Below are 20705 nucleotides of genomic sequence, written 5' to 3'. Positions count from 1 at the left end.
GGGGGCTGTAGGAGAGGCTTCAGCCCCGACCGTTCGTTTGAAAGCAGGCGCACCTACCCGTTCGTCATACGGGCGCGCTGCGGCGCGTTTGTCATCGTGCAGGCGGGAAGGTCATTGGGGCGCGGGCTGAAGCCCCTCCTACATGGGTTCATTTCTCCACCTCGAAGCGCTCGCTGGCGCGGATGTCGGCGCTGGAGGCGCCCACCTGCACTTCGTATTGGCCCGGGTCCACGGCGTAGCGTTTGGCCTGCTCGTCGTAATGCCGCAGGTCGCGCTCCGGCCGGAGCGTGAACTCCACCGTGCGCGTTTCGCCCGGTTGCAGGTGAATCCGCTGGAAGCCGCGCAGTTCCTTGAGCGCGCGCTCGCGCGCCGGTGCGACCGGACGGAGGTACAGCTGCACCACTTCGTCGCCGGCGCGCGAACCGCTGTTCCCGACCGACAGCGACACCTTCACCTCGCCATCCGTTCCGACGCGACCACGGTCGAGGCGCAGATCCGTGTAGTCGAAGCGCGTGTAGGACAGGCCATGGCCGAACGGATACAGCGGTTCGCCGTCGAAATAGCGATAGGTGCGCCCCCGCATCGCATAGTCGTCGAACGCGGGCAGCGGCTCCTCGGCCTTGTAGAACGTCACCGGCAGGCGTCCGGCCGGGTTCGCATCGCCGAACAGCACGTCGGCGACGGCGCTGCCGCCGCGCTGGCCGGGATACCACGCGACCAGGATCGCGGGCAGGTGGTCCTTCGCCCAGTCCACCGCCAGCGCCGAGCCGGTGGTCAGCACCAGCACGACCGGTTTGCCCGTCGCATGCACGGCTTCCAGCAGTTGCTGCTGCGTGGCCGGCAGGCGGGTGTCGGTGCGGTCGCCGCCGGCGAAGCCGGGATAGTCGACCGTCATCTCCTCGCCTTCCACGTCGCCGGTGAGGCCGCCGACGAACACCACCACGTCGGCGCCGCGCGCCGCGTCCAGCGCTTCCTCGAACGGCGGCTTGGCCCCGGGCAGGCGCCAGGCCAGGCGCACGCCGGCGTCACGCTCGCCCTCGTAGTACTCCAGGACCAGGTCGTAGGCGCGCCCGGCTTCCAGTTCCACGGCGGCATGCGCGGCGCGCAGGCGATCGCTGTCCTTCCATTCGTCGAGCAGCAGCTTGCCGTCGAGATAAACGCGCACGCCGTCGTTGGCGGCCGCCTCGATCTCGTAGCGGCCCGACACCGGCGGCAGCAACTGGCCGCTCCAGCGGATGCTGAAGTTATCGTTGGGCACGCCCTGCCCCGGCCCGGCCTCGCCGCGCGCCATCAGGTTGTCGGTGGGCGAGCCCCGGTCCCAGCGGAAGCCGATCTGCGGATCGACGCGGACCAGCGCCGGCGTGCCGGACAGTTCGCGATTGCGGAAGTATTCGCCGCGCAGGCCGCGTTCGTTCGAATCTGCGGACGGACGCAGGTAGCGCGCCTCGATCAGCGGCGCGGCGGCCGGATCGTCGCGGCCTTCGACCAGGTCCGCGCCACGCGCGTACACGACTTCCGCGTTCGGCACCGCCTCGCGGATGCCCTGCAGGAGGGTCACCGGCGCGGCCGGCGTGCCGTAGTAGTTGCCCAGCAGCGACATCGGATCGTCGGCGGTCGGGCCGACCACGGCGATGCGCCGCACATCGCGCGACAGCGGCAGCACGCCGTCGTTCTTTAGCAGCACCAGCGATGCCTGCGCCGCCTTGCGCGCCAGCGCGTCGTGTTCCGGCGACTGGTTGGCCGAGGCCGGGATGCGCGCCCAGCGCACCCTTTCGGGCGGGTCGAACATGCCCAGCCGCATGCGCGCGGCGAACAGCCGCGTCAGCGCATCGTCGATCTCGGCCTCGCTGATCAGGCCCTGGCGCACGGCGGCCGGCAAGGTGGAGTACTCCTCGCCGCATTCCAGTTCGGTGCCGTTCTTCACGGCCAGTGCGGCAGCCTCTTCGCGCGTGGCGACGATCCTGTGGTTCTTCCAGATGTCCACGATCGCCCAGCAGTCGGACACCACATAGCCGGTGAAGCCCCAATCGCGGCGCAGGATGTCGCGCAGCAGGAAGCGGCTGGCGCTGGCCGACTCGCCGTAGACGCGGTTGTACGCACCCATCACCGAGGCCACCTGCCCTTCCTTCACCAGCGCTTCGAACGCCGGCAGGTAGGTCTCGTACAGGTCGCGCGTGCTCGGGCGCGCATCGAAGTGGTGGCGGTCCGCTTCCGGCCCGCTGTGCACGGCGAAATGCTTGGCGGTCGCGTCCAGCTTGCGGTACGTGGAGTCGTCGCCTTGCAGTCCGCGCACGAAACTCACGCCCATGCGGGCGGTCAGGTAGGGGTCTTCGCCATAGGTTTCCTGGCCGCGGCCCCAGCGCGGATCGCGGAAGATGTTGATGTTCGGCGACCAGAAGGTCAGGCCCTGGTAGCGGCCACGCTCGCCGCGCGCGGCGAAGGCATGGTGCTTGGCGCGGGCTTCGTCGCTGATCGCGTTCGCGATCCGGTCCATCAGCGGAACGTCGAAGGTCGCGGCCATGCCGATGGCCTGCGGGAACACCGTCGCCCCGCCGGCGCGCGCCACGCCGTGCAGCGCCTCGTTCCACCAGTCGTACGCCGGCACGCCCAGGCGCTCGATCGCCGGCGCGCCGTTCTGCATCTGCGCCGCCTTTTCCTCCAGCGTCATCCGCGAAACGAGGTCGGCCGCGCGTTCCTCGAAGCCGCGGTCGGCATCGAGATAAACAGGCGTCGAACCGGACGTGGCGCCGCTGTCCGCGGCGTGTACCTGGAACGCGGCGACGCACATCGCCAGCAGGAGGGCAGCGGCGATACCCCGCTTGCCCGCCCATTCCGATGCCCCCGCACCGTCATCCCGGCGCAAGCCGGGACCCAGCGCCTTTCCCCGTACTGCCCGGCCGTGGCGGCGCGCGTCGGCCTCGCACGGGAACAACGAGGAGAAACCCCCAAACGACTTCATCGAACTGGACATGGTTGCGGTCTCCCTATGGCGTGTTTCGTGTTCATCGGTCCTGCAAGGTCCGCGCATAAGGCCCCACCACCGCGCCGACGAAGCCGCCCGCCACATCGGTGCTGAGCAGCGTGCCGTCCTCGCCCTGGCGCAGCCACGTCCAGCCATCGCCGGCGTCGTAGCCGAACGCGTAGGCGCCGCCGTCGGCCGCGATCTTCAGCTGCAGGTGGGTGGTGCTGGCCGGCAGCGGTGTCGACGCCACCGTGGCGTGCTCGCCGCCCTTGCGCCGCTGTAACGACAGTTCCACGCCATCGCGCGTTCGCCGCGCGGCGAACGCGAACCAGTGGCGCTCGTTCTGGAACGCGGCCATGCCCGCTTCCGTGCGCGTCTCGCGCGGCACGGCGAACGACGTGCTGGCCTCGAAGGCGGTGTGCTGCTGGCGCCGACCCAGGAACGAGGGATTGCGCAGCGTGTCCAGGCCTTCGGCCAGCGGCGTGATCGCAAGCCGGCCAGGATGGCCGCGCAAGTCGGCCCAGGCCTGCCTGGGCACGCGCACGAACATCCACGCGCGATCCAGGGTCGGCGCGTCGAACTCGTCGCGCCAGGTGAAGTTGCCCGTCGATGGCGCCTGCGTCGCCGTGCGCGGCATGTAGCCCGGTCCCGGCGCGACGTAGGAAATCCCGCGGCCCGGCTCGAGGATCACCGGCCAGCCGTCCTTCCATTCCACCGGCAGCAGGAAGGTCTCGCGGCCGGTGTTGTAATGCACCTGCCCGTAGTTGCGGCTGGCCAGGAACGTGGCCCACCAGCGCCCGTCCGGTCCTTCCACCAGGTCGGCATGACCCGCGTTGGTGATGGGATGCGCGCGATCGGCCGGCAGGTCGCGCTGGGTCAGGATGGGATTCTTCTCGTACGGCGTGTACGGCCCCCACACCTCGCGGCTGCGCAGGATCACCTGCGAATGCTGCGGCCCGGTGCCGCCTTCGGCACAATTGAGGTAATACCAACCATCGCGCTTGTAGATATGCGGACCTTCGATCCAGATCGGATTCGTCGAAGGATCCACGCCGCCATCGACCAGCACCTTGCGCGGGCCGAACGGCTGCAGCTTCGCGGTGTCGAATTCCTGCAACCAGATCGCGCGATGGCCGTCGTAGCGCGGCGTGCCCGCCGGCGCGTCGTTGTTGAGGATGTACGCGCGGCCATCGTCGTCGAAGAACAGCGACGGATCGATGCCGCCGATGGTCGGCAGCCAGACCGGATCGGACCAGGGACCCGCCGGGTCGGTCGCCGTGGCGACGAAGTTGCCGCCGCTGTCCACCGCGGTATTGACCACGTAGAAGGTGCCGTCGTGGTATTCGATGGCCGGGGCGAACACGCCGCGCGACATGCCCAGCCCGTCGAAATCCAGTTGCGTCGGCCGGTCGATGACGTTGCCGATCTGCGCCCAGTGCACCAGGTCCGCGCTCTCGAACACAGGGATGCCCGGGAAGAACGCGAAGCTGGACGTCACCAGGTAGAAGCGGTCGCCGGCGCGCGCGATGCTGGGGTCCGGGTGGAAGCCGGCCAGCACCGGGTTGCGATAGTGGCCTTCGGGCACCGGCGCCTCGAACACGGCGTCGCGCCCGGTGTATTCGAACCAGTCGAACAGCACCGGCTCGGCAGCGTGCGCGGCGACACTGGACAGCAACAGCGAAAACGCAATGGACCGGACCCGTTTCATGGCCCATCCTCGTGCTTCACTTCGTCGTCCCCGCGCAGGCGGGGACGACGGCCGGATGTTGGCGTCTTCTTCGGACGATCCACGTCACCAGTCCCACATCGCGCCGTCCTCCAGCCGCGCGACCGGCAACTGCTTCGGTGCGTACGGGAACTTCGCCGCCAGCGTCTCGTCGATGTCCACGCCATGGCCGGGCGTGTCGCCGACGTGCAGGCGACCGTCGCGGAACGCGTAGTCGTGCGGGAACACCTCGTTGGTCCGGTCGGAATGGAACATGTATTCCTGGATGCCGAAATTCGGCACCCAGGTGTCGAAGTGCAGCGCCGCGCCCATGCACACCGGCGACAGGTCGGTGGCGCCGTGGAAACCGGTGCGCACCTGGTGCAGCGCGGCGAAATCGGCCAGCCGGCGCAGATGGGTGATGCCGCCACCGTGGACGATGGTCGTGCGGATGTAGTCGATCAGCTGATTCTCGATCAGGTGCTTGCAGTCCCAGATCGAGTTGAACACTTCGCCCACCGCCAGCGCCGTGACCGAGTGCCGGCGGATCAGTTCGAACGACTTCTGGTTCTCCGCCGGCGTGGCGTCCTCCAGCCAGAACAGGCGGTACGGCTCCACGTCGCGCGCCAGCCGCGCCGCCTCGATGGGCGTCAGGCGATGGTGCACGTCGTGCAGCAGTTCGACGTTGTTGCCGTGGTCGGCGCGCAGCTGTTCGAACAGCTTCGGCACGGTCTCCAGGTAGCGTGGCGTGTTCCAGACCGTTTCGGCCGGCAATTCGCTTTCGGCCGGTTCGTAGGGTTTGCCGCCGCTGGAAATGCCGTAGGCCTTCTTCACGCCCGGCACGCCGCATTGCGCGCGCACCGCCAGGAAGCCCTTCTCGATGTACCTGCCGACTTCGTCGCTGGCCTCGGCGATGTCGCGGCCGTTGGCGTGCGCGTAGACCAGCGCGCCCTCGCGCGAGCGGCCGCCGAGCAACCGGTAGAGCGGCAGGCCGGCCATCTTGCCCAGGATGTCCCACAGCGCCACGTCCACCGCGGCGATGGCGGTCATCGTCACCGGGCCGCGCCGCCAGTACGCGCCGCGGTAGAGGAACTGCCAGAGGTCCTCGATGCGACCGGCGTCGCGGCCGATCAGGTTGGGCACCACGTGGTCGGACAGATAGGACGCCACCGACAGTTCGCGGCCGTTGAGGGTGGCGTCGCCCAGGCCGTGCACGCCCGAGCGCGTGATGATCTTCAGGGTGACGAAGTTGCGTCCCGGGCAGGTGACGATGACTTTCGCATCGACGATCTCGCGGTCGCGCGAGGAACCGTGGCGGGTGGTTTCGGTGGCGGTGGGCGTGTTCATCGTGCGTGGTCGTCGGGGGAGATCGGGGGAAGGGCCATCTCGAAGGGACCGGCCGGCAGGCCGGCGCCGTCGAACAGCGTGCACACCGGGCCGTCGGCCCAGCAGTAGCGGACGTGCGTGGCCGCGCGCGCCACGGGACCGCGCAGGGTCACGGTGTCGCCCCGGGCCTTCGCGTCGGCATAGCGGCAGGTGCCGGGTTGCGTGCCGCACAGCTCGAAACCGATGGGACCGTCGGCGCCCTGCGCGCCGAGTTCGCCGGTGACGTCGCCGAAGCTCAGCACGACCGCGTCGTCCGCGCGCCTGGCCGACAGCGGCACCGGCCCGGACGGCGGCAGCTTCTCGCCATAGACCACGTGCCGTGCCGCGCGCGCGAGGCGGCGGCCGAGCTCCTGCTTGTTCGGCGGATGGATGTCGTAGCGGTCGCCGATGTCGATGGCGACGGCCAGCCCGGTGCCGCGGTCCTCGGCGGCGACCTGGCGCTGCGACTCGCGCAGCGCGGCCCAGCCGCTCTCCTGAGGTGCCTGCCCGGGCATGCCGTAGCCGGCCAGTTGCACCACCAGCAGCGGCAGGCCCTCGCCGAAGCGCGCGCGCCAGTCGCCGCGCAGCGTGCGCAGCAGGTCCGCATAGAGCGCGGCCTCCGAGGTGTTGGATTCGCCCTGGTACCAGAGCATGCCGCGCAGGCCGTAGCGGCCGACCGGCGCGATCATGCCGTTGTACAGCGTCGACAGGCCGGCCGCGCTCTGCCACGGCGCGTTGGGCGGCCAGTCGAAGCCCGGCACGGCCCGGTACTTCCATGCGCTGCCGAGCGCCACGCTGGAACCGTCGGCGAAGCGCAACCGGTGTGCGGACGCGGGTCCGGCCAGGCCGCCGTCGCGGTAGGTGTCGAGCACGGCGACCGCGACGGTGTTGTCGCCCTCGCGCAGCAGGCCCGACGGCAACGGGTATTCGCGTCCCGTGCCGGCGCCGTAGGTGCTGCCGACCGCGCGGCCGTTGACCCAGGTCATGTCCATCTCGTCGGCCGGGCCCAGCACCAGCACCGCGTCCTGCGCCGCCTGCTGCGCGGTCAACTTCACCCCCGTGCGGTACCAGACCAGGCCGTCGAACTCGGCCAGTTCCGGCACGCCCCAGCGCTCCCAGGCGCCGAGCGCGGGCGGCGCGGTGCGCCAATCCCCGCCGGTCGCACGGGCGCCGCTCCACGGCTCGTCGCCGGCCGCCACGCCGTCGCGCCTCTTCCACCAGCGCCCCCATACTTCGCCCCAGCGGCCCACGGCGGCCACCGGATCGTCCGCGTACAGCGACAGCACATCGAGTTCGTCGTCGTACAGGCCTGTCGCGCGCAAGGCTTCGCCGCTGGTCCAGGCCTGGATGCGCGAACCGCCCCAGGCAGCGGCGATCAGCCCCATCGGCACATCGACGGTCTTCTGCAGTTCGCGGGCGAAGTAGAAGCACGCGGCGGAGAAATCGCGCACCGACTCCGGCGTGGTGGGGCGCCACTGCACGGGGTCCTGGAACGTTTCCTGCGGCGTCGCCGCGCCGTTCTGCGGCACGCTCAGCAGGCGGATCGTGTCGCTGGCCGCGCCGGCGATCTCCGCGCGCGCGTCGAGCGAACGCCATACCTGCAGTTCCATGTTCGACTGGCCGGAACACAACCAGACGTCGCCGACCAGCACGTCGGCGACGGTCTGCGTCGCGCCGCCCGCACTGGCCGTCAGCGTATAGGGGCCGCCCGCCTTCAGCGCCGGCAGCACGGCGTCCCAGCGGCCATCGGCACCGGCGCGCGCACGTACGCGCTTGCCGGCGAAAGCGACCCGGACGTCCTCGCCCGGCTTCGCCCGGCCCCAGACGCGGATCGGCGCATTCCGTTGCAGCACGGCGTGGTCCTGGAACATCGCATGCAGCAACGGCGTCGGCGACGCCTCCTGCGCGCCCGCGCCCGGTGCGGCACAGCCGAGCGACGACACCAGCAACGCCATGGCGGCCAGGCGCGACGAGAGGGTGCGGGCGGTCACTTGCCGTCCCCCGGCGCGTACGGGAACTGCAGCGATTCGTAATATTCCAGCGAATGCGCCGGCGGCGCCTCGCCTTCCGGCAGCGGCCGGCCGGAGAAGGTCTGGAAATAGGCGATGCTGGCGTCGCGCCACCACTGCGCCTCCTTCTCCTGGATGCCCAGGAACGACGCCACCTGCGCATGGCGCTCCGCATCGACCCGGCTTTCCAGGCCCTGCCAGGTGCCGCGCATCTTCTTCACGTAGTCCACGCCGCGCGTGTAGCGGTGCACCAGTTCGTCCCACAGCGGACGGCCCGACGCGGTGCGGTGATCCCACGGCACGTGGTGGAACCAGAGCAGGAATTCCTCCGGCACGCGCTCCACGTCGCCGAATTCGTCCGCCACGGCCGGCGCGTACTGCGCCACCGCATTGCTGCCGGTGGCGCTGCGGTCGAAACCAATGCCGTCCCGGCTGGCGCGGTGGTAGTACACCGAGGTCCAGTCGGCGCGCGGACCGCCTTCGACCCACGGGCCGGGGCCGTAGTGGTGGCCACGCCCCATCAGGTGGTGCAGGCCCAGCGGCGTCATGTAGTCCACCGCCGCCTCGCGCGAGCCCATCATCATCTCGACGACGGGTCCGACGAACGCGGCATCGTTGGAGAACGTCATCCGCACCCATTCGTCGGCGATCGCCCGCGCCGACGACTCCGGGTTCCACGCCATCCGGCCGAACACGTACCAGTTGGCCTGGTCGAAATGCGAACCGCTCCAGTTGCGGTCGGCGCCGATGTTGGCGACGCCGGCCATGCCGGTGGTCCGGCTCTTGGGAAGCGTGTCGCCGTGCAGCGAACCGTCGATCACCTTCGCCACGGTGGAACCGGGGCCGCGCACCCGCGTGTCCGCCTTCAGCGCCTCCTCGTACAGCGGACCCAGGTAGACCAGGTGGGTGGCGAAGCCCAGGTACTCCTTGGTGATCTGGAACTCCATCATCAACGGCGTCTTCGGCATCGCGCCGAACAGCGGATGGAACGGCTCGCGCGGCTGGAAGTCGATGGCGCCGTTCTTCACCTGCACCAGCACGTTGCCGCGGAACCGGCCGTCGTGCGGCACGAACTCGGTGTAGGCCTGCTTGGCGCGGTCGTCCGGCTCCTCGTGCGAGTAGACGAACGCGCGCCACATCACCGTGCCGCCGTGCGGCGCCAGCGCGTCGGCCAGCATGTTGGCGCCGTCGGCGTGCGTGCGGCCGTAGTCCTGCGGGCCGGGCTGTCCTTCCGAGTTGGCCTTGACCAGGAAACCGCCGAAGTCCGGGATGGTGCGGTAGATCTCGTCGGCCTTGTCCTTCCACCAGCGCCGCACCGCGGGATCCAGCGGATCGGCCGTCTCCAGTCCGCCGATCTCGATGGGCGCGCTGAAGCGCGCGCTCAGGTACACGCGGATGCCGTAGGGCCGGAACACGTCGGCCAGCGCCGCCGTCTTCTCCAGGTACATCGGGGTCAGGCTCAACGCGTTGGAGTTGACGTTGTTGAGCACGGTACCGTTGATGCCCAGCGACGCGTTGGCGCGCGCGTAGTCGGTGTAGCGCGGGTCGCGCCAGTCCGGCAGCTTGTGCCAGTCCCAGATCGAAGCGCCGGCGTAGCCGCGTTCCACGTGCCCATCCAGGTTGTCCCAGTGGTTGAGCACGCGCAGCTTCACCCGCGGCGCTTCGCGCAGGTCGAGGTTTTCGAGCGATTGCCCGGTCTGCAGCAGGCGCAGGAAATGGAACGCGCCGTACAACGCGCCGATGTCCTCGTTGGCGGCGATCACCGTGGCGGCGTGGCCATCCACCCGCACGCTGCGGATCAGGTAGCCCTCCGCCCCCAGCTGGCGGGTATCCAGGCGCAAGCGCGCGATGACGCGGGAGGAGGCTCGCGTTCCGACGACCACGGCGCCATCCCGCGTGACGGTGTCCGACATCGCCGGTGCGACGCCGAGCAGGCCGCCCAATCCCCTGGCGAGTTCGGCCCGCGCCGCCGACTGCACGGGCGTGGCATCGGCCGCCACCAGTTCGGTGGCGTGCGAACGCGATGCCGCGGCATTCGCGGCATCGATCGGCACGTAGCGCATCCACAGGTCGTGGCCATCCTCGGCCTGCACCGCGAACGCAAGCAGGCCCAGCATCAGGACCGCCAGCCACCGCCCGCACGCACGCCCCGCGAGCCTGGAGGAAGGGCCGTCGCGGCGCGTGGAGGTTGGCGGTAACATCCTTGGCGGCTGGATAACCCGCCCTGGATCGAGTTTCATGAGCTTCCCCTGTGGCATCTGCATCGAAGCGGCCGGAACGCGTCGCCCGCGTCCCTCCGCCGATTGAAGGAACGAGTTTGGAAAGACCGAGGAAATCCGTGCGCCGCAAGAGCAGCGGCGTCACCATCGACGAAGTGGCGGCACTGGCCGGCGTCTCGCCGATGACCGTCTCGCGCGTCGTCAACGGCCAGGGCAAGGTGCGCGACGCCACCCGCGAGCGGGTCATGCGCGCGGTGCGCGAACTGGACTACACGCCGAACATGGCCGCCAGCTCGCTGGCCGCGGCGCAGCACACGCGCATCGCGCTGATCTACACCAACCCCAGCGGCGCCTACCTGCGCGAACTGCTGGTCGGCCTGCTGCGCGTGGCCTCGCGCACCGCCATACAGTTGGTCATCGACTACTGGGACGACCTGGACGCCGAGTCCGAGCGCAAGGCCGCCCGCGCGCTGGCCAAGCGGGTGGACGGCGTGATCCTGCCGCCGCCGCTGTGCGAATCCCGTGCGGCGGTGACCGAGCTGGTGCGCGCCCACATCCCGGTGGTCGCCATCGCCTCGGGCCGTTTCAGCGACGACATCTCCTGCGTGCGCATCGACGACTTCCGCGCCGGCAAGGAACTCGCCGAACACCTGATCGAACAGGGCCACACGCGGATCGGCTTCATCAAGGGCCGCCCCGACCTGAGCGCCAGTGCGCGCCGCTTCCAGGGGTTCCAGGCCGCGCTGGACGAGGCCGGCATCGCGCTGGACAGCACGCTGGTGCAGCAGGGCGACTACACCTACCGCTCCGGCCTGAAGGCGGCGGAAAGACTGCTGGCGCACCGCCGCCCGCCCAGCGCGATCTTCGCCAGCAACGACGACATGGCCGCCGCCGCGATCTCGGTGGCGCACCGCCGCGGCCTGGACGTGCCGCGCGACCTGTCGGTGGTGGGATTCGACGACACCTCCGCGGCGACCACGGTGTGGCCCGAGCTGACCACCATCCACCAGCCCATCGCCTCGATGGCCAACGCGGCCATCGATGTCCTGCTGCGCAACATCCGCCGCAAGGACCGCAGCACGCGCGTGTTGATGGACCATGTGGTCCCGCACCGGCTGATCGCGCGCGACTCGGTGGCCGCCCCGCCCAGGCGGAAGTAAACGGCCCGGCGCGCCGGCCTTCAAGCCGGCGCCCTCCGCCACGACCATGGAAACAGCGATGCGGGGAGACATCGGCCGCCTCAACCCACCATCTGTTCCAGTTCCTTGCCCTTGGTCTCGTAGACGTACCTGAGCACGAAGAACACGGAGACGATCGCGGCCACCGTATAGATGCCGTACGCGCCCGCCAGGCCGATCCCGGCCAGCAGGATGGGGAAGGTCACGGTGATGGCGAAGTTGGAAGTCCACTGCGCCGCGCCGGCCACCGCCAGCCCGGAGCCGCGGATCTGGTTGGGGAACATCTCGCCCAGCATCACCCACATCACCGGACCCCAGGACATGTTGAAGAAGACCACGTAGATGTTGGCGGCCACCAGCGCCAGCAGGCCCATCGCATCGGACAGCGCCAGCTTGCCGGCCGCGTCCAGCGACGCGCTGGCGAAGGCCGTGGTGACCAGCGCCAGCGACACCGCCATGCCCACCGAGCCGATCCACAGCAGCGGCTTGCGGCCGATCCGGTCGATCAGCACCAGCGCGACCAGGCAGGCGCCGATGCTCAGCGCGCCGGACAGCACGTTGATCAGCAGCGCGTCGTTCTCGGAGAAGCCCACCGCCTGCCACAGCACCGCGCCGTAGTAGAACACCACGTTGATGCCGACCAGTTGCTGGAACGTCGCCAGGCCGACGCCGATCCACACGATCGGGCGGATCCTGCCCGTCGCCCTGTTGATCAGGTCCGACAGCCGCGGGCGATGCTGGTCCTGCGACAGCGAGGCCTCGATCTCGCCCAGCTTGGCCTGCGCCTCGTCGTTGCCGTACAGCCTGGTCAGCACCGCCAGCGCGTCGGCCGTGCGGCCCTTCACCACCAGGTAGCGCGGACTCTCCGGAATGGCCAGCAGCAGCACGAAAAACAGCAGCGAGGGAGCGGCCTGCATCCAGAACATCCAGCGCCACGCCGCCTGTCCCAGCCACAGCGCTTCGGTGGACGCGCCCGCCATCCTGGCCAGCAGGTAATTGCTGAGGAAGGCGCAGAACAGGCCGCTGATGATGGCGATCTGCTGCACGGTGGCCAGCCGGCCGCGGTAGCGCGCCGATGCGACCTCCGCGATGTAGGCCGGCGACATCACGCTGGCCGCGCCCACCGCGAAACCGCCCAGCACGCGCGCGGCGATGAACACCAGCGAGCTGTGCGCCGCGCCGGCGCCGATCGCCGACACCAGGAACAGCGCCGCCGAGATGATCAGCACCGCGCGCCGTCCCCAGCGGTCGGCCAGGCGGCCGGCGAAGAACGCGCCCACCGCGCAACCCAGCAGCATCGACGCCACTTCGAAGCCGATCCCCGCCGAACTGGACTGGAAGGTCTGCTTCAGGCCATCGACGGTGCCGTTGATCACGCCGCTGTCGAAGCCGAACAGGAAGCCGCCGATCGTCGCCACGCAACTGATCAGGATGATGAAGCGGGTGTTCTCGCCGCTGTTCGCCGCATTGGCGCCGTTGAGTGTGGTGCTGCTCATTCCGCTGACCGCTCCCCTCGTGGATCCGGACTGGAAAACGCACTGCCTTCTGGCCCTCCGCGCGGCCATGCGCGCGGAGGGACGGGATCGACCGCTCAGCGCAGCAGGTACTGGTTGAGCAGGTTCTCGTAGCGCTCCTGCTTGCCGCTGAGCTGCTTCGGCTCGCCGTTCCCGAGCGCCAGCGCGTGCAGATCGAGCAAGCCGAGCTTGCCGGCCTCGAAGTCCTTGCCGGCGCCGCCGTCGAAGCTGGCATAGCGCTCCTTGCGCCACTGTTCCCAAGGCGAATCGGTCAGCAGCGCGTGCGCCACTTCCAGCCCGCGCGCGAACGCGTCCATGCCGCCGATGTGGGCGATGAACAGGTCTTCCATGTCGGTCGATTCGCGGCGCACCTTGGCGTCGAAGTTCAGCCCGCCCTCCAGGCCGCCCTGGCGCAGCACCACCAGCATCGCGCCGACGGTGTCGTACAGGTCGGTCGGGAACTGGTCGGTGTCCCAGCCGTTCTGCGCGTTGCCGCGGTTGGCGTCGATGCTGCCCAGCAGGCCGTGGTCGGAGGCCACCTGCAGGTCGTGCTCGAAGGTGTGGCCGGACAGCGTGGCGTGGTTGGCCTCGATGTTGAGCTTGAAGTCCTTCTCCAGCCCGTGATCCTTCAGGAAGCCGGCGACGGTGGCGCTGTCGAAGTCGTACTGGTGCTTCATCGGCTCCATCGGCTTGGGTTCGATCAGGAAGTTGCCCTTCAGGCCGATGCTGCGGCCGTAGTCGCGCGCCGCGGCCAGGAAGCGGGCGAAGTGCTCGACCTCGCGCTTCATGTCCGTATTGACCAGCGAGGCGTAGCCTTCGCGGCCGCCCCAGAACACGTAATGCTCGCCGCCCAGCTCGACGGTGGCGTCCAGCGCGTTCTTCACCTGCACGGCCGCGCGCGCGACCACAGCGAAGTCCGGGTTGGTGGACGCGCCGTTCATGTAGCGCGGGTGCGAGAACAGGTTGGCCGTGCCCCACAGCAGCTTGATGCCGGTGGCGTCCTGGCGCGCCTTGGCCAGCGCGACCATGTGCCTGAGGTTCTTCTCGTATTGGCCGATGTCGTCGGCGTCGGGCGCCAGGTCGATGTCGTGGAAGCACCAGTACGGCACGCCCAGCTTGGTGAAGAACTCGAACGCGGCATCGACCTTGGCCTCGGCGGTGGCCATCGGCGTGCCGGCTTCCCACGGGAAGCGGCGCGTGCCCGGGCCGAACGGATCGTGGCCGGCGTTGCAGAAGGTGTGCCAGTAGCACACCGCGAAGCGCAGGTGCTCGGCCATCGTCTTGCCGCCGATCTTCTTGCCGGCGTCGTAGACCTTGAAGGCCAGCGGGTTGTCCGAGCCGCGCCCCTCGAACGGGATGCGGCCGATGCCGGGGAAATATTCCTTGGCGCCGATGAAGGGCTGCGTGCTCATGGTGCGGGGGTCCTGTGGTTGTGCGTCGGTGCGGTGAAGGGAGCGTCGTCAGCCGGCATAGAGCGGCGTGACGGCATCGAGGTGGTGGAGGAAGCGCTGGTACGGCGCGCGGTAGGCCGTCGCGCGCGCCGGATCCGGCACGGCGGCCAATGCGGGATCGGTGGCGATGTGGTGTTCGACCAGCTGCGACAGCGGCGTGGCGTCGCCCTGCGCGCGGCGCAGCGACCACAGCGCCTGCAGCGCCGCGCCGAAGGCCGCGCCCTCGGCCTGGCGCGGCACGTCCACCGGCAGGTCGAACACGTCGGCCACCATCTGCCGCCAGGCCGCGCTGTTGGCCCCGCCGCCGGTCAGCACGATGCGCTCGAAGCGCAGGCCGGCGCGGACGAAGGCGTCGTAGCCGTACTTCAGGCTGTAGGTGGCCCCTTCCATCGCCGCGCGGTAGACGTGCGCCGGGCTCATGTTGTGCGGGTCCAGGCCGGCCAGCACGCCCTTGCCGTGCGGCAGGTCCGGCGTGCGCTCGCCGTTGAGGAACGGCAGCAGCGTCAGCCCGTCCGCGCCCGGCGGCGTGGCATGGATGTAGGCATCGCCCTCGCGCGTGCTGAAGCCGAACAGCCTGGCCACCTGCTCGGTGGCCGCGGTGCAGTTCATCGTGCAGATCAGCGGCAGCCAGCCGCCGGTGGAGGAGCAGAACGCGGCCCACGCGCCCTGCGGATCGACCACCGGGGTGTCCGAGTAGGCGAACAGCGTGCCCGAGGTGCCCAGGCTCATCGCCAGCCGGCCTTCGGCCACGCAACCGGTGCCGATGGCGGCCATCATGTTGTCGCCGCCGCCCACGGCCACCTTCGCCGTGGCCGGCAGGCCGAGTTGCGCCGCAATGGCCGGGGCCACGTCGAACAGCGCATCGGGCGGCGCCAGCGGCGGCAGGCAGGCGGACAGGTCGCGCTGCGGATCGGTGGCGCGCAGCAGGTCCTTCGACCATTGCCGCGTGCGCACGTCCAGCCAGCCGGTGCCGGACGCGTCGCCGTACTCGCAGAAGGTCCGGCCGGTCAGCACGAAGTTCAGGTAGTCGTGCGGCAACAGGATGGTCGCCAACCGCGCGTAGACATCGGGGCGATGCTTGCGCGTCCATGGAAGCTTCGGGGCCGTGTAGCCGGCCAGGATCGGATTGCCGGCCAGTTCGATGCAGCGCTGTGCGCCGCCCACCGCGTCCATGATCTGCCCGCACTCGGCGGCGCTGCTGGTGTCGTTCCACAACTTGGCCGGGGCCAGCACCTGGCCGTCGGCATCCAGCGGCACGAAGCCGTGCTGCTGGCCGGAAACCGCCAGCGCGGCGATGCGCCCGCGCACTTCGGCGTCGAAACGGCCGAAGCACGCCTGCACCGCGGCCACCCAGTCGGACGGATGCTGTTCGCGGCTGCCGTCATCGCCGCTGATCAGTTCCAGCGGCGCGCTGGCGCTGGCCACGACCAGGCGCGCGGCCGGGTCGTACACCACCACCTTCACGCTCTGCGTGCCTGCGTCGATGCCGGCGACCAGGGTCATGGCCGGGCTCCGCGGACAGGAAAGTTAGCGCTACCATTTTTGCCGCAAAAAAAAGCGGCACGGGTTGGAACGGCCAGCAGCATGGAGAAATGGTTTGGGTCAGCCGGAGATGGGCGCACTGTACCAGCAGTCCCGGAAACTGCTTGCTGCGGTGCGGAATGCGCGGCGGAACAGGGACTTGCGAGGACCGGCGCCGCGAACGAAAAGACCCCGCCTGCAGCGGGGTCTTCGCTCCGACGCCTGTCCGGTGGCGACCGCTGGCCGGATCGCTACGGCTCGCGCTTCGTCGCCTCGCGGTCGTTCTCGCGCATCTCGTACCACATGCCGTTGAGCACGGCGAAGCTCGCGGCCAGGCCCACGCCCAGTATCCAGCTGAAATACCACATGGTCGTCGCTCCTCAGTAGGCGTTGTGGTTCTGTTCCATGCTTTCCGGGCTCACCTTGCCGCGCAGCACACGGTACACCCAACCGGTGTACAGGAGCACCAGGGGCAGGAACACACAGGTGGCCACCAGCATCACGAACAGGGTCAGATGGCTGGAAGAAGCATCCCACAGCGTGAGGCTGGAGGCGGGATGGCTCGAGGAAGGCAGCAGGAACGGAAACACCGCCAGCCCTTCGGTCAGGATGATGCCGATGATGGCCAGCGCGGAGGCCAGGAACGCCGCCATCCCGCGACCGCCGCGCAGCAGCAGCGCGGCGGCCAGCGACGCCGCCACGCCCACCACCGGGAAGATCCAGGTCCACGGCATGGCCTGGTAGTTGGCCATCCAGCCGCCGCGCGCGCTCGCCACCTGCTTGAACAGTGGATTGGACGCGGCGTCGGTGACCGCGGCGCCGACCAGCGAGTAGCCGTCCACGCCCAGCGCCATCCACACGCCGGCCAGCACGAACAGCACCGCCGTCGCCAGCGCCGACAGCGTGCCGAAGCGGCGCGCACGCGCCGCCACCGGGCCGTCCGTCTTGATCACCAGCATGCTGGCGCCATGCGTCACCAGCATGGCGACGCTGACCAGGCCGCACAGCACCGCGAACGGCGACAGCAGGCCGAAGAATCCGCCGGTGTAGTGGATCCGCAGCGTGTCGTCGAAATGGAACGGCACGCCCAGCAGCACGTTGCCCATCGCCACGCCGAACACCAATGCCGGCACGAACCCGCCGACGAACAGCGACCAGTCCCACACCGCGCGCCAGCGTTTGTCTTCCACCTTGCTGCGGAACTTGAAGCCGACCGGCCGCAGGATCAGCGCGAACAGGATCAGGAACATCGCCAGGTAGAAGCCCGAGAAGCTGACCGCGTACAGCGCCGGGAATGCGGCGAAGATCGCGCCGCCGCCCAGGATCAGCCAGACCTGGTTGCCTTCCCACACCGGACCCACCACGTTCAGCACCAGCCTGCGCTCGGCGTCGGTGCGCGCCACCGCCGGCAGCAGCGTGCCGATGCCCAGGTCGAAGCCATCCATCACGGCGAAGCCGATCAGCAGGATGCCCAGCAACAGCCACCAGATCAGGCGCAGGGTCGAATAGTCGAGCGGAATCGTGTCCATGTCGTCCTCCTGTCAGGCCGCGGTCGTGGGGGCAGGCGCCAGCGGCGTGCCCGGCTGATCGGTTCGCCGTTCTCCGTCCGGCACGTCGTCCGGACCCTTCAGGATCACCTTGCGCAACAGGTACACGTCCACGACCGCCAATGTCGTGTAGATCAGCACGAAACCGGTGAGCGAGATGACGACCTGGTGCAGTTTCAGCCCCGACGCGGCCAGGAAGGTCGGCAGCACGCCGTCGATGGCCCATGGTTGCCGCCCGTACTCGGCGATCAGCCAGCCGGCTTCGATCGCCAGCCACGGCAACGGCAGGCTGTAGAGGGCGAGTTTCAGGAACCAGCGGTACCGGTCCAGTTTCTGCACCGTCGCCAGCCAGAACGCCAGCGCGAAGAACGCGATGAAGTAGAAGCCGATGCCGGCCATCAGCCGGAAGCTCCAGAACAGCGGCGCCACGCGCGGGACGGTATCGGCCGCGGCGCGCGCGATCTCCTGTCCGGTGGCGTTGCCGATGTCCTCGCGATAGCGCTTCAGCAGCAGCGCGTAGCCCATGTCGCGCCAATGCAGGTCGAAGATCTCCTTCGCCTGCGCGTCCCCGCGGTCGGCGCGGAGCCGCTGCAGCGCCGCGTAAGCCAGTTGCCCGTTGCGGATGCGGCCCTCGGCGCGATCCACCAGTTCGCCGATGCCGGGGATCTCGGTGTTGAACGAACGCGTGCCGATCAGGCCCATCACCCACGGGATGTGCACCGCGTAGTGGTTGGCGCGCGCTTCCTGGTTGGGGATGGCGAAGGCGGTGAAGCCCGCCGGCGCCGGCTCGGTCTCCCACATCGCCTCGATGGCGGCCAGCTTCATCTTCTGGTTCTCGCCGGTCACGTAGCCGCTCTCGTCGCCCAGCACCACCACCGACAGCGACGCGGCCAGGCCGAAGCTGGCCGCCACCGCCATCGAGCGCTTGGCCAGGTCCGCGTGCCGTCCGCGCAGCAGGTAGAACGCGCTGATCGCCATCACGAACACCGCGCCCAGCACGTAGCCGGCGCTGACGGTGTGCACGAACTTGGCCTGCGCCACCGGATTGAACAGCACGGCCGCGAAGTCGGTGACCTCCATGCGCATGGTGACGGGATTGAATTCGGCGCCCACCGGATACTGCATCCAGCCGTTGGCGATCAGGATCCACAGCGCCGAGAAGTTGGTGCCCAGCGCGACCAGCCAGGTCACCATCAGGTGCTGCACGCGGGACAGCTTGTCCCAGCCGAAGAAGAACAGGCCGATGAAGGTGGCCTCCAGGAAGAACGCCATCAGGCCTTCGATGGCCAGCGGCGCGCCGAAGATGTCGCCGACGTAATGGCTGTAGTAGGACCAGTTCATGCCGAACTGGAACTCCATGACGATGCCGGTGGCCACGCCCATGGCGAAGTTGATGCCGAACAGCGTGCCCCAGAACAGCGTCATGCGGCGCCAGATGTCGCGCCCGGTCATCACGTAGACGCTCTCCATGATGGCGATCATGAAGGACAGTCCCAGGGTCAGCGGCACGAAGAGGAAGTGGTACATCGCCGTCAGCGCGAACTGCAGACGGGAAAGCTCGACTACGGTCATATCCGGCATGGCGGCGGCTACCGAGTGGATTGACGGCGATTCTAGACCCATCGACGCGACGGTGGGCGCGACCATCGGTCGCACCCGTCCCGGCGCCCATCCCCCGCCCGGCCCGCCCCGCGCTCCCGCCCGCCGCGGCCGCGTTGATCTGGATCAATGCGCCCGCGTGAGCGGCGGCCGAGAATCCGTCGCGATCAGGAAGGAGAGGCCGCATGCAAGGCGTCCAGGGGACATACAACGACAAGGTGGTGCGCCAGTTCGCGGTGATGACCGTGGTCTGGGGCATCGTGGGGATGGCGGTGGGCGTGCTGATCGCGGCGCAGCTGTACTGGCCGGCGCTCAACTTCGACGTGCCGTGGCTGGGCTACGGCCGGCTGCGGCCGCTGCACACCAACGCGGTGATCTTCGCGTTCGGCGGCTGCGCGCTGTTCGCCACCAGCCTGCACGTAGTCCAGCGCACCTGCCACGTGCGGCTGATCTCGGACCGGCTGGCCGCGTTCGTGTTCTGGGGATGGCAGGCGGTGATCGTCGCGGCGGCGATCACCCTGCCGCTCGGCTACACGCAGGGCAAGGAATACGCCGAGCTGGAGTGGCCCATCGACATCCTGATCGCCGTGGTCTGGGTGTCCTACGCGGTGCTGTTCTTCGGCACCATCGCCAGGCGCGCGGTCAAGCACATCTACGTGGCCAACTGGTTCTACGGCGCCTTCATCATCGCCGTCGCCCTGCTGCACATCGTCAACAACATCGCCATCCCGGTCGGCTTCGGCAAGTCCTACCCGGTCTACAGCGGCGCGGTCGACGCGATGGTGCAGTGGTGGTACGGCCACAACGCGGTGGGCTTCTTCCTGACCGCCGGCTTCCTGGGGATGATGTACTACTTCGTGCCCAAGCAGGCCGGGCGGCCGGTGTACTCGTACCGGCTGTCGATCGTGCACTTCTGGGCGCTGATCGCGGTGTACATGTGGGCCGGTCCGCACCACCTGCACTACACCGCCCTGCCGGACTGGGCGCAGTCGCTGGGCATGGTGTTCTCGCTGATCCTGCTGGCGCCGTCCTGGGGCGGCGCGCTGAACGGCATCCTGACCCTGTCGGGCGTGTGGCACAAACTGCGCACCGACCCGATCCTGAAGTTCCTGATCGTCGCCATCTCGTTCTACATGATCGCCACCTTCGAGGGACCGATGATGTCGATCAAGACGGTCAACTCGCTGAGCCACTACACCGACTGGACGGTGGGCCACGTGCACGCCGGCGCGCTGGGCTGGGTGGCGATGATCTCGGTGGGTTCCATCTACGCGCTGCTGCCGCGCCTGCTGGGACGCGAGCGGATGTTCTCGGTGAAGGCCATCGACCTGCACTTCTGGCTGCACACGCTGGGCGTGGTGTTCTACATCGCCTCGATGTGGATCGCCGGCGTCATGCAGGGCCTGATGTGGCGCGCCACCAACGACGACGGCACGCTGACCTACAGCTTCGTCGAGGCGCTCAACGCCACCTATCCCTACTACCTGATCCGCCTGGGCGGCGGCCTGCTGGTGCTGGGCGGCATGGGCGTGATGGCGTGGAACACCTGGAAGACCTTCCAGGCCGCCAAGTCCGTCGCCGCGCAACCGATCCTGCCGGTCGACCTGTCCGAAGCGCGCGCCTGAGGCCCCGACG

The 20705-nt window shown here is 69.2% G+C and carries 13 protein-coding genes; 2 read left to right on the top strand and 11 right to left on the bottom strand.

The window, feature by feature from the left end:
* Positions 1-148: 148 nt before the first annotated feature.
* The 5 genes from AAD027_RS13865 to AAD027_RS13845 all read right to left on the bottom strand — a co-directional run bounded on the left by AAD027_RS13865 (position 149) and on the right by AAD027_RS13845 (position 10158).
* On the bottom strand, positions 149-2788 hold the full coding sequence (locus tag AAD027_RS13865; protein WP_341726691.1) for a glycoside hydrolase family 3 protein: 2640 nt from the start codon (positions 2786-2788) through the stop codon (positions 149-151).
* Positions 2789-3002: 214 nt separating this feature from the next.
* Positions 3003-4670: a glycoside hydrolase family 43 protein gene (locus tag AAD027_RS13860; RefSeq protein WP_341726611.1), complete on the bottom strand. Its 1668-nt coding sequence runs from the start codon at positions 4668-4670 to the stop codon at positions 3003-3005.
* 84 nt (positions 4671-4754) lie between these two features.
* The gene (gene manD, locus AAD027_RS13855; protein WP_341726610.1) at positions 4755-6014 is read right to left on the bottom strand and encodes a D-mannonate dehydratase ManD; all 1260 of its coding nucleotides are present in this window, start codon (positions 6012-6014) and stop codon (positions 4755-4757) included.
* Positions 6011-7987 carry a sialate O-acetylesterase gene (locus AAD027_RS13850; protein WP_341726690.1) on the bottom strand — a complete coding sequence of 659 codons (1977 nt, stop codon included), beginning with the start codon at positions 7985-7987 and terminating at the stop codon, positions 6011-6013. The genes manD and AAD027_RS13850 overlap by 4 nt, the downstream gene beginning before the upstream one ends.
* Before the next feature lie 32 nt (positions 7988-8019).
* Entirely contained in the window at positions 8020-10158 is a 2139-nt protein-coding gene (locus AAD027_RS13845) for an alpha-glucuronidase family glycosyl hydrolase (RefSeq protein ID WP_341726609.1), read from the bottom strand.
* Positions 10159-10358: 200 nt separating this feature from the next.
* Between AAD027_RS13845 and AAD027_RS13840 the strand changes: the two genes are divergently transcribed.
* Positions 10359-11420 (top strand): LacI family DNA-binding transcriptional regulator, encoded by a 1062-nt coding sequence (locus AAD027_RS13840; RefSeq protein WP_341726608.1) that lies wholly within the window; start codon positions 10359-10361, stop codon positions 11418-11420.
* An 80-nt stretch (positions 11421-11500) separates the two neighbouring features.
* Here AAD027_RS13840 and AAD027_RS13835 read toward each other — a convergent pair whose 3' ends face one another.
* The 6 genes from AAD027_RS13835 to AAD027_RS13810 all read right to left on the bottom strand — a co-directional run bounded on the left by AAD027_RS13835 (position 11501) and on the right by AAD027_RS13810 (position 19052).
* On the bottom strand, positions 11501-12934 hold the full coding sequence (locus AAD027_RS13835) for a sugar porter family MFS transporter (protein ID WP_341726607.1): 1434 nt from the start codon (positions 12932-12934) through the stop codon (positions 11501-11503).
* Between the two features lie 95 nt (positions 12935-13029).
* Entirely contained in the window at positions 13030-14364 is a 1335-nt protein-coding gene (gene xylA, locus AAD027_RS13830) for a xylose isomerase (protein WP_341726606.1), read from the bottom strand.
* Positions 14365-14412: 48 nt separating this feature from the next.
* Entirely contained in the window at positions 14413-15906 is a 1494-nt protein-coding gene (xylB, locus tag AAD027_RS13825) for a xylulokinase (RefSeq protein WP_341726605.1), read from the bottom strand.
* A gap of 269 nt (positions 15907-16175) precedes the next feature.
* On the bottom strand, positions 16176-16292 hold the full coding sequence (cydX, locus tag AAD027_RS13820) for a cytochrome bd-I oxidase subunit CydX (protein WP_341726604.1): 117 nt from the start codon (positions 16290-16292) through the stop codon (positions 16176-16178).
* A 12-nt stretch (positions 16293-16304) separates the two neighbouring features.
* Complete coding sequence (gene cydB / locus AAD027_RS13815) at positions 16305-17453, bottom strand: cytochrome d ubiquinol oxidase subunit II (RefSeq protein ID WP_341726603.1); 1149 nt, start codon at positions 17451-17453, stop codon at positions 16305-16307.
* Positions 17454-17465: 12 nt separating this feature from the next.
* On the bottom strand, positions 17466-19052 hold the full coding sequence (locus AAD027_RS13810; protein ID WP_341726602.1) for a cytochrome ubiquinol oxidase subunit I: 1587 nt from the start codon (positions 19050-19052) through the stop codon (positions 17466-17468).
* Between the two features lie 203 nt (positions 19053-19255).
* On the opposite strand from AAD027_RS13810, the gene ccoN reads away from it, so the two are divergent.
* Entirely contained in the window at positions 19256-20695 is a 1440-nt protein-coding gene (gene ccoN / locus AAD027_RS13805; protein ID WP_341726601.1) for a cytochrome-c oxidase, cbb3-type subunit I, read from the top strand.
* Positions 20696-20705: the final 10 nt, after the last annotated feature.

It is taken from the genome of Pseudoxanthomonas putridarboris (assembly GCF_038321125.1).
GTDB classification, from domain to species: domain Bacteria; phylum Pseudomonadota; class Gammaproteobacteria; order Xanthomonadales; family Xanthomonadaceae; genus Pseudoxanthomonas_A; species Pseudoxanthomonas_A putridarboris.
Note: the sequence above shows the minus strand (reverse complement) of the source record. Positions and strands in the feature narration are given on the sequence as shown.

Bases quoted from the DNA above. Each gene is read 5' to 3' on its own strand.
- xylA (WP_341726606.1), bottom strand. From the start codon at position 14,364: ATGAGCACGCAGCCCTTCATCGGCGCCAAGGAATATTTCCCCGGCATC.
- AAD027_RS13860 (WP_341726611.1), bottom strand. From the start codon at position 4,670: ATGAAACGGGTCCGGTCCATTGCGTTTTCGCTGTTGCTGTCCAGTGTC.
- xylB (WP_341726605.1), bottom strand. From the start codon at position 15,906: ATGACCCTGGTCGCCGGCATCGACGCAGGCACGCAGAGCGTGAAGGTG.
- AAD027_RS13835 (WP_341726607.1), bottom strand. From the start codon at position 12,934: ATGAGCAGCACCACACTCAACGGCGCCAATGCGGCGAACAGCGGCGAG.
- cydB (WP_341726603.1), bottom strand. From the start codon at position 17,453: ATGGACACGATTCCGCTCGACTATTCGACCCTGCGCCTGATCTGGTGG.
- AAD027_RS13810 (WP_341726602.1), bottom strand. From the start codon at position 19,052: ATGCCGGATATGACCGTAGTCGAGCTTTCCCGTCTGCAGTTCGCGCTG.
- AAD027_RS13850 (WP_341726690.1), bottom strand. From the start codon at position 7,987: ATGGCGTTGCTGGTGTCGTCGCTCGGCTGTGCCGCACCGGGCGCGGGC.
- manD (WP_341726610.1), bottom strand. From the start codon at position 6,014: ATGAACACGCCCACCGCCACCGAAACCACCCGCCACGGTTCCTCGCGC.
- AAD027_RS13845 (WP_341726609.1), bottom strand. From the start codon at position 10,158: ATGCTGGGCCTGCTTGCGTTCGCGGTGCAGGCCGAGGATGGCCACGAC.
- cydX (WP_341726604.1), bottom strand. From the start codon at position 16,292: ATGTGGTATTTCAGCTGGATACTGGGCGTGGGCCTGGCCGCGAGCTTC.
- ccoN (WP_341726601.1), top strand. From the start codon at position 19,256: ATGCAAGGCGTCCAGGGGACATACAACGACAAGGTGGTGCGCCAGTTC.
- AAD027_RS13865 (WP_341726691.1), bottom strand. From the start codon at position 2,788: ATGTGCGTCGCCGCGTTCCAGGTACACGCCGCGGACAGCGGCGCCACG.